Origin of the sequence: Paenisporosarcina quisquiliarum (assembly GCF_043641925.1) — a bacterium.
In the GTDB taxonomy this organism is placed as follows: domain Bacteria; phylum Bacillota; class Bacilli; order Bacillales_A; family Planococcaceae; genus Paenisporosarcina; species Paenisporosarcina quisquiliarum_A.
Genome location: NZ_JBHZRU010000032.1, coordinates 1 through 8,318 on the forward strand (window position 1 = coordinate 1; position 8,318 = coordinate 8,318).

At 36.9% G+C, this 8,318-nt stretch carries 7 protein-coding genes and 1 pseudogene; 7 read left to right on the forward strand and 1 reads right to left on the reverse strand.

The genetic code is table 11. From position 1 onward, the window contains the following. Nucleotides 1–246 precede the first annotated feature (246 nt). The 5 genes from mobV (at nucleotide 247) to ACHUE4_RS16480 (ending at nucleotide 5,507) form a co-directional block, all read left to right on the forward strand. Nucleotides 247–1,473, forward strand: a complete 1,227-nt coding sequence (mobV, locus tag ACHUE4_RS16460; RefSeq protein ID WP_394192027.1) for a MobV family relaxase — start codon at nucleotides 247–249, stop codon at nucleotides 1,471–1,473. Nucleotides 1,474–2,098: 625 nt separating this feature from the next. Next, nucleotides 2,099–3,259 (forward strand): replication initiation protein, encoded by a 1,161-nt coding sequence (locus ACHUE4_RS16465; RefSeq protein ID WP_394192029.1) that lies wholly within the window; start codon nucleotides 2,099–2,101, stop codon nucleotides 3,257–3,259. Between the two features lie 27 nt (nucleotides 3,260–3,286). Continuing rightward, nucleotides 3,287–3,730, forward strand: coding sequence for a flavoprotein (locus ACHUE4_RS16470; RefSeq protein WP_394192031.1), 444 nt, complete (start codon nucleotides 3,287–3,289; stop codon nucleotides 3,728–3,730). A gap of 441 nt (nucleotides 3,731–4,171) precedes the next feature. Further along, on the forward strand, nucleotides 4,172–4,552 hold the full coding sequence (locus ACHUE4_RS16475) for a hypothetical protein (protein ID WP_394192033.1): 381 nt from the start codon (nucleotides 4,172–4,174) through the stop codon (nucleotides 4,550–4,552). Nucleotides 4,553–4,835: 283 nt separating this feature from the next. Then, a complete protein-coding gene (locus ACHUE4_RS16480; RefSeq protein WP_394192035.1) occupies nucleotides 4,836–5,507 on the forward strand; it encodes a helix-turn-helix domain-containing protein in 672 nt (223 codons plus the stop codon). 293 nt (nucleotides 5,508–5,800) lie between these two features. Here the strand turns inward: ACHUE4_RS16480 and ACHUE4_RS16485 are convergent. Further along, nucleotides 5,801–6,130 (reverse strand): annotated as a pseudogene (locus tag ACHUE4_RS16485) (DinB family protein); the annotation flags it as partial. Between the two features lie 119 nt (nucleotides 6,131–6,249). Here ACHUE4_RS16485 and ACHUE4_RS16490 point away from each other — a divergent pair. Beyond that, complete coding sequence (locus ACHUE4_RS16490; protein ID WP_394192037.1) at nucleotides 6,250–7,326, forward strand: polysaccharide deacetylase family protein; 1,077 nt, start codon at nucleotides 6,250–6,252, stop codon at nucleotides 7,324–7,326. A gap of 184 nt (nucleotides 7,327–7,510) precedes the next feature. Further along, nucleotides 7,511–8,041 (forward strand): DUF3967 domain-containing protein, encoded by a 531-nt coding sequence (locus ACHUE4_RS16495; protein ID WP_394192039.1) that lies wholly within the window; start codon nucleotides 7,511–7,513, stop codon nucleotides 8,039–8,041. The last annotated feature ends 277 nt before the right edge of the window (nucleotides 8,042–8,318 follow it).

Here is an 8,318-nt window from a genome sequence, read left to right on the forward strand (position 1 = left end):
GGGGGTTTTGGGTTAGTGGGTACCCCCTTTTGAAAAGGGGGTACTTGCTCTTGATCTCTGGGAAAAGAACGTCCGCAGCCGGACGATTCTTTCTTGCTCTTGAACTGGGGGAAGGACAGCATCCGGCAGGAGGAAGTCACCCCTGCACTCACCCTCGGAGAGCACACCTTTACGGATGTAAAGTATAGTGTGTTATACTTTTCTTGGAAGTGTTGCCGAGTAAATCGCGTGATCGGAGGGAATCGAATGAGCTTTGTAGTGGCTCGAATGGTGAAGATCAAATCACATGATGTGAAGGGAATTCAATTTCATAACCAACGAGAAAAAGAGAGTCGAACCAACCCCGATATTGATCCAGCTAATCGGCATTTAAATTACGATTTGGTGAACGCGGAAAAGATTGATTACAACAAGCGAGTCAAAGAAATTATTGGGTCACAAAAAATAGGGGAACGCAAAACACGAAAAGATGCGGTCTTGGTCAATGAGTTATTGATTACTAGTGATACCGTTTTTTTCGACAAGCTGACTCCGGATAAACAAAAACAATTTTTCGAAGAGAGCTACACCTTGTTTTCGGAACGATATGGAAAACAGAATGTAGCTTATGCCACGGTACATCATGACGAACGCACCCCCCATCTTCACTTGGGCATCGTTCCGATGCGGGACGGCAAGTTACAAGGCAAAAACATATTCAACCGACAAGAGCTGCTTTGGATTCAAGACGAGTTTCCGAAACACATGCAGAAACTCGGATTTGACATTGAGCGTGGCGAAAAAGGCTCGAAGCGTGAACACATTGAAACGCAGAAATTCAAGGCAGATACGCTGGATCAACAAGTCAAAGACCTGGAAACCAAGTTACAAGACGTGACGAAAGTGTACGAGGTCGAGCAGCAAGTCGATAACATCCCCGTAAAAGACAAGCCTACCCTCAAAGCGAAGATGGGTTTAAATGGCACTAGAACCATCGAAATTTCGTCGGAAGACTACGAAACGATTAAATCCCTCGCTAAAGGGGCGGAGGGGCTTAAAAGAGAAAATAAGGGCCTTTTACGTAACGTGGAACAGTTGGAAGACCAGATTGATAGGTTAAACGAACGGAATTCAACGCTGATCGAGCAAAAAAAGCGATTGATGGATGAAAATAAGCAATTAAAACAGGCGATCATCACCTATGAAAAACTAGTTGATTATTTGAAATTGACACTAGAGTCGATTAAATTTAACTCCGTCAAGGGGTTGGGGATGGCCAAAGAAAAAATGCATGCCTATGTGGGTCATGTTCGAACCGGTGTATTGGTTCAACTATTTGGTAATGATGTCTTGAAAAAAGAACAATTCGACCAGTACATACCGGATGATGAACGTCCAGGTGCTGAAGGCATGAGAGAAACACTCCAACAAAAAAGGGAACAAGAAAAATCGATTGATCGCGGTAAGAAACAAGATTTGGATTTAGAGAGATAGGTCTCTAACTGCCGGAAAAGTAGCTGCAAAATGCGGTTTTGTCAGTCCGTAGATTTCGACTAAACTCCATAAGCTCTAAAAAGCCGTACAAGCGTTTTTAAGGTGGTTATAATGCTCGTACTTACAAATTCCAATAAAAACGATTAAAACCGATTCTAGGTATCATAGAATCGGTTTTAGGTACATTCGGAATCATAGAAGACTGATAGTTTTGCAGAGAGTCCTGAGAGGGGCTTTTTCTTTTGGAAAAGTTTTTAATGAATTACATTTTCCACCACCACCAGATTCTCGCGCACGTTGTTTGGTGTTGTTTTTATATCTTTTGTTTAAAGTACTTTGTTTTAACTGTTTTAGGCACCCATTGAGGCTTTGGTACGACTATGTTTTTGATGTCTAACTATTACATTTTCGATTCGAACTATTACATTTTCGATTCGAACTATTACATTTTCGATTCCTTAACTATTACATTTTCGATTCGAACTATTACATTTTCGATTCGAACTATTACTTTAATGATAAATGATGTAATAAATAACTTTACACGGTATGTTTGAGTGGTTTATATTGATATTAGTATTACAAATACATAAGTCTAGTAATAAAAGGATGGGAGAGATGTTCTTTGCAAGAGAATTATATGGTTACACAATCTAATAATCTGATTGAAGCTCGTCATTTGAAGCCATTAACAGCAAGAGAACAAAAAATAGTACTGACCATGGTGAGCATGATTCAACCGACTGACAAAGACTTCATGGATTATCGCATTTCGATTCGTGAATTTCATGAGTTACTAGGGCTTTCTGGTCGAGAACATTACACTGAAATAAAAGAAATCGCGAAAGAACTTATGTCTAAGAGCATTGAGATTCCTAAAGATGATGGAGGTTGGATACTGGCGAATTGGATTTCAAGTGCTGACTACATCAAAGGGGAAGGCGTTATTGCTTTGTCTTTTTCACCAAAACTTTTGCCGTACCTTTTACAATTGAAAAACGCATTTACTTCTTATCGGTTGAGTAACATTCTGTCTCTGAAAAGCACTTATTCCATTCGTTTGTACGAGTTGATGAAGAAATGGCAACATCTTGGACGTTGGGAATGTCCAGTAGAAAGTTTGCGTGAAAAATTAGGAGCAACAACGAAAACATATAGTCTTTACGGGAATTTCAAACACAGGGTGTTATCTTTTGCTATTAACGAAATTAACGAAAAAACAGACTTACATATTACTATCAAGGAACTTAAAAAAGGACGAAAAGTGGACAAAATAGAGTTTTCCATTCAGCATTTTAAAGAAAAAGAAATTCGATTACCTGAAAAGCCAAAGAAAGAACTACAGGCACCTTCCATAAATGAAATTCGCGAACGACTGAATGACTCAGCAAAGGGGTTCAGTTTTGATAAAGGTTACTTTGCTGATATTTACGCAACTGCACTTACGGTTTGGCAAGAACAGGCTGAATATGAACTGGGCTTGCTTGTGAAATACGTTAATAATGAACCAACTGTCAATAGACCCTTAGGTTTTATTAAATCAAAGCTTGAAATAGCATTACAGCTACATTTGTCGGGCGATAAAATTAGTTTTAATGAATTACAAAGCGCCAGCCGATCAACTGGACGCACAGAAGTTATTCCTGATTGGTTTAACGAAAGGAATACATCTAAAGAAGAGACAGTTGCGACAGTAGTGACTGAAGAATATCAAGAAAAGAAACGTGCTTTGCTTGAAAAACTTGGTCACTCGCCTGAAGAAATTGAACAGAAAATGAAAGAGTGAATTATAAAAAAAGGAGAAGTGAAAAAAATGATGGAACTACTAGGCGCATTTTCATTAATAATTTTAGGCTTTATTTTATGTATAGCAGGTATTCTGTATATGAGAAAGGCTCAAGAAAAGAAACCTTTACCGCTTATTAAATACTATGGAATCCAGCTTGGACTCATATTATTTGCTCTTTTATCTCTCACCGTGTTTTGGGATGCCCTAACAGTGATGCCTAAGATTTTAAAGGGAGATCACGACACAGTAAAGGGTGTGTGTTCAGTTGAATATTGGAGCACTACAAAAAATTCTTATTTAGATATTCTGTTTTCAGAAAATGTATTTTTTAGTGTACCTCCAAATTATTGGGACAAAGGTTCATTAACAAAGGCGTATTGCGAAGTTACCTATTATGAAGGTTCTGATTTTGGTATACATTATAAAATATACGATAAACAAAATGGCACATTATTACAGCAAGATTAGCCACTTTAAGTAAATATATAATGGCTTACGACTAATTATGAGGCGTCCTGCGATGGGTACACCTTTTTCATTAACGGGTGCTTTAGTTAAAGAACAGGAGATCGTCAGAGACGGTCTTTTTTTATTTACCTAAAGCCCAAGACAGATTGGATATTTATTCATTAGAGGGGAAAAGCGAATCAACCAAAAGCCCGTCAACTCAACGATGTATATTCGATGAATAAAAGATAGATTCGTGAAAAAAGGAAGAAGTGAGAGTTCGTAAGGGTTTGTTCGTAGGGAGCAACTTCCTAGACGTGGTGTTATGTCAACTTAGGATGCATACGTGATACAATCCAGTTAAGTAAGTGAATCACGTTTTACGGCAGAATCATCTATTTTCTTCTTCAACTAATTAAGCAGTTTAGTTCATTCAAAGAAATGTTAAATAAGAGGTGAAAAATGAGAAAACGATTAAAGAAAAAATCAGAAAATAGATATAATGCTTTAAATGTAGCCAAACGTCAAAGAATTAAAAGAAAAGGCATTAGGTGTATAAGATATGATTTTTTACCGATTGGAGAAAGGGATAAGTTTGCTCTAACTAATGATGAAATAACCCCCGACTACCCTAATGCTACACACTGGCTGATTGAGGCGTTTGTTTGGGAGGATTCTTCTCAAATAAGGATTTTTCCTTGTTCAAAAAATGGTGCTACTACAAGTATCTCCCCAGTTCAAATGATTTTATTTAGTGATAAAAATGTTAAACAGATTTTAAATACATTTAAAAAAGTAGTTGAAGATATGAAGAGTGATAATTTTTGGGACACAATTTATTAAACATAGTTCAATGCTAAATTCGTTATTGAACTTACGAGTTCTTATTGATTTAAAGTTAATTAACTTCCTCATCCGGAGGTTATGTCAACTGGGTGCATGCAGCATACAAAATCCCCGAAATGTTGGTGGGATTCCAATTGGTTTTAAATAACAAAATCAGCTACCATCATTGATATGAAAGGGATGACAGGATTCTTGTCGTCCCTTTCATATCAATGACATTAATCTTGGCTAGGATTAAGTTAGAATTCTTTAGATAATAAATTCGAAGGGAGAAAACATTATGGAAATCGGTTCGAAATTAAAAAACGCTAGATTAGAAAAAAAGCTTACTCAAGAAAATGTAGCAAATATACTAAATGTTTCCCGATCCACGATTTCTAGTTGGGAAGTGGGAAGAAGTTATCCTGATTTAGATAACTTAGTATCTATTAGCAATTTGTATGATGTTTCTCTTGATAATCTATTACGAGAGGATTCTAAAATGGTTAAAAAACTTTCTTTAGATACTAAACAGAAAAAAAGATTCGAAATTTCTATTGCTTTATTACTCATTTTCATTAGCATTATATTCGGTTACATGTTCATGCTATCAACGACCTACCAAACGGGTGTAGATATTTCGTTAAATGAAATCAAAATTTCTGATATCACCCTTTCAAGCGTTAGCCAAAATGATTCGGATACTGGAATCACTTTTCAAGCAAAATCAAAAAATATATTTTATCGCATAGAACCTGAATTTGCATTAGTCTATGTGGAAGATGATTCAATCTATATAATTCTAGATACAATATTTGATCCTTTCTCAATTGTAGCCAACAAAGAAACATCACAAAGTAACTCTTTCACGGCTCCAGACTCATTATCAGACGCGACAAAAGTTTATTTGATTGAAGATGTCAAAGAAGGAAACATAAATTTACAAGGTACCATAGGAAAACTTACTAACTAACTAAGAAAACGCTGCATTTGGCCAAATTTGGTCGAATGCAGCGTTTTCTTAGTTTGGGAAATGGTAATCGTGTACCTATACTTAGTGTCGTATAGGTTACTGAACTTAGATTGTTGAACGAGTTCTTGAACATTCAAGAAAGCTCCAAAGCTCAAAAAACACTGTAAATATGCGGTGTTCATTAACTCCTGACTTTCTGAACGAGAACAAGGCCGATAATTCCTTAAGACTAAGGAAATTATCGGCCTTGTCCATATTAGTTTATCTTATTTTTGTTGGGATGCTTTTCAATTTTAATCCCATATCATGGGTCTTTCCAAACCAACCATTCTTAAATATTGTAAAAATTGACCTGCATGGACTGAATCATGGTAAGCAATCCGTAAAAGCATATCGCCTAAATATCGTTGGTAGCCGACATCACTTCGGTCAATCATTCTGGATTCTAACTCCTCTACGGAGAGGGATTGAGCATACTCTATAAAATCTTCAAAATATAATTCTGATAGTTCTATTTCTTTTTTTATAGAAATGATAGGTTCTTGATCGTATGGGGTAGGTGTTTCTGTTTTAACAGATCCATTGTTTTTTAAGACCATATGGTAATGGTAACTTGCACTCCACGTAACGATTATATTAGTAAATGATTCATATTTTCCCAGTAATATCTCATATCTCTTTGCCCAAAATACTGATACTATACTCAAGATAAATATAATAGAATAATTGGGGGAAGAAAGAATTGAAAGCATATAAAAAGAATCAAAGATTAGGGCTTATCTTAGTAGCCTTTTCTTTGTTGAATATTATTTTCGCAAGCCATATACAAGCAGCTGCAACTGTATCTCAAGCATCTATTTGGGTAGATAATCAACCCATAAAAACAAGTTATTTTATGCAAAATGGTCGTTTAATGGTTCCAGATCTATTTTTCAAACATACAGGTGCTATGGTTGATAAGAATGAAAAATATAATTCTATTGCTGTTGAGAGAAATAATATTGTTGCCCTCCCATTGGACAAGGCATATATGGACTATTACATGAAAGGAAAAAACAAATGGATCCGTGAGAACCTGGCTACTACAACAACTGTTATTAATGGCCGTCCTTACATTCCATTATTGGTAACTGCACAAAAATTAGGGATGACCGTTACCTACGACCCTAAAATTAATAGAACCAATATTCAAACAAACACCCCAACGGAGAGCAAGCCGATCGCCTATGAAAAGGCCGAAATTACTGAAAAGAAAATTGCTTTAACTTTCGATGACGGCCCAGACAAAATTATTACGCCTCAGATTTTGGATATATTAAAAGAAAAAGATGTACCAGCCACGTTTTTTGTAGTTGGAGAGCAAGTTTCCTTTTATCCGCAGTTGGCTAAAAGGATGGTAGAGGAAGGGCATGCCATTGCAAATCATTCATGGGATCACCCTGAATTATCCAAACTATATACTGCTGAAGTTATCCAACAGATTACATCTACTAATGAAATTGTTGAAAGGGTAACTGGAGTAAAACCTACTTTAGTAAGACCCCCTTATGGCGACTTTACTGCAGCTGATGCAATCGTATTTGAAAAACTTGGATTAAAAAACATTCTTTGGTCCGTAGATACACTTGATTGGAGTGGGAAGTCAGCGGAAGAAATTTTAACGATTGTGAATAAGGATAAATCCCCAGGAGGGATTGTCTTGCAGCACAACTTCCAAAACACCAAATTACAAGGTACAGTTGATGCGTTGCCGCAGATGATTGACCAATTAAGAGCAGAGGGTTATGAATTTGTAACAGTGGACAATCTTATTAAGTAATAACTAATAGTGTAATGTTCCTCTTCTTGTTTTTAAGAAGAGGATTTTTTTATATCTTAACAATATGAGCTATGACCGCATGAACGAACCCGTGACTTTAACCATGACCGTGACCGCAGAAATCCCTTGATAGGTATAGAAATAATGTATAATGAACAGATGGTGAACGAGGTGAGGTGACCGCATGAACAAAGACAATGAATGGCTAACCGTATTAGCAGTTGAAAAACAAACAGAAATACCAAATGCAACCATTCGGAGGTATATCCGGAATCACGGACATCATCTGAATATTCGGAAGAAGGGAAAAAGCTATACCATAGCTCCTGAATCAATTCCAATCGTCCTTAATATCCGGAAACAATATGATGACGGAAAGAGTTTGGAACAAGTCGAAGAAACCTTGTTTCAAACAGGGAACCCCGTGACCATAACCGTGAACGCAGATGACAAACTGATGACCGTAAATGTTGGTGAAGCCTTACAGGATATGAAAAAAGCCATGAACGAACAAAACAAAATCATTCAGTCATTGGTTGAACATATGCACAAACAGCAAGAGTATATAGATACTAAGTTAGAAGAACGAGACAGAAAGTTAATGGCAGCCATAAGAGAAAACCAAGAGAGTAGAAAGCAAGTTGCCGTTACTGATCACGAGCATGAAAAAACGACTTTTGACAATGATAAAAAATGGTATGAGTTTTGGAAATAACCCTAATTTTTGCAGTTCAATAAAAGACCGCCAATTTGACGGTCTTTTTTGTTTTGGGGTGAAAGGAAGCACCCCGATAAGTGTCCACGGTAAATGTCTGACTGGAACGCTAGTGAAAGGAATTTAAGGAGTGGACACGTGAGGTGATTCTTCACCCTGTTTTTGGTTCTCACCCAATGTGAGAACCTGCCACCCGGCGAGGGGGTTTTGGGTTAGTGGGTACCCCCTTTTGAAAAGGGGGTACTTGCTCTTGATCTCTGGGAAAAGAACGTCCGCA

Excerpts from the sequence above, each read along its gene's own strand:
- mobV (WP_394192027.1), top strand. The coding sequence starts at position 247 with ATGAGCTTTGTAGTGGCTCGAATGGTGAAGATCAAATCACATGATGTG.
- ACHUE4_RS16470 (WP_394192031.1), top strand. The coding sequence starts at position 3,287 with ATGATGGAACTACTAGGCGCATTTTCATTAATAATTTTAGGCTTTATT.
- ACHUE4_RS16475 (WP_394192033.1), top strand. The coding sequence starts at position 4,172 with ATGAGAAAACGATTAAAGAAAAAATCAGAAAATAGATATAATGCTTTA.
- ACHUE4_RS16480 (WP_394192035.1), top strand. The coding sequence starts at position 4,836 with ATGGAAATCGGTTCGAAATTAAAAAACGCTAGATTAGAAAAAAAGCTT.
- ACHUE4_RS16495 (WP_394192039.1), top strand. The coding sequence starts at position 7,511 with ATGAACAAAGACAATGAATGGCTAACCGTATTAGCAGTTGAAAAACAA.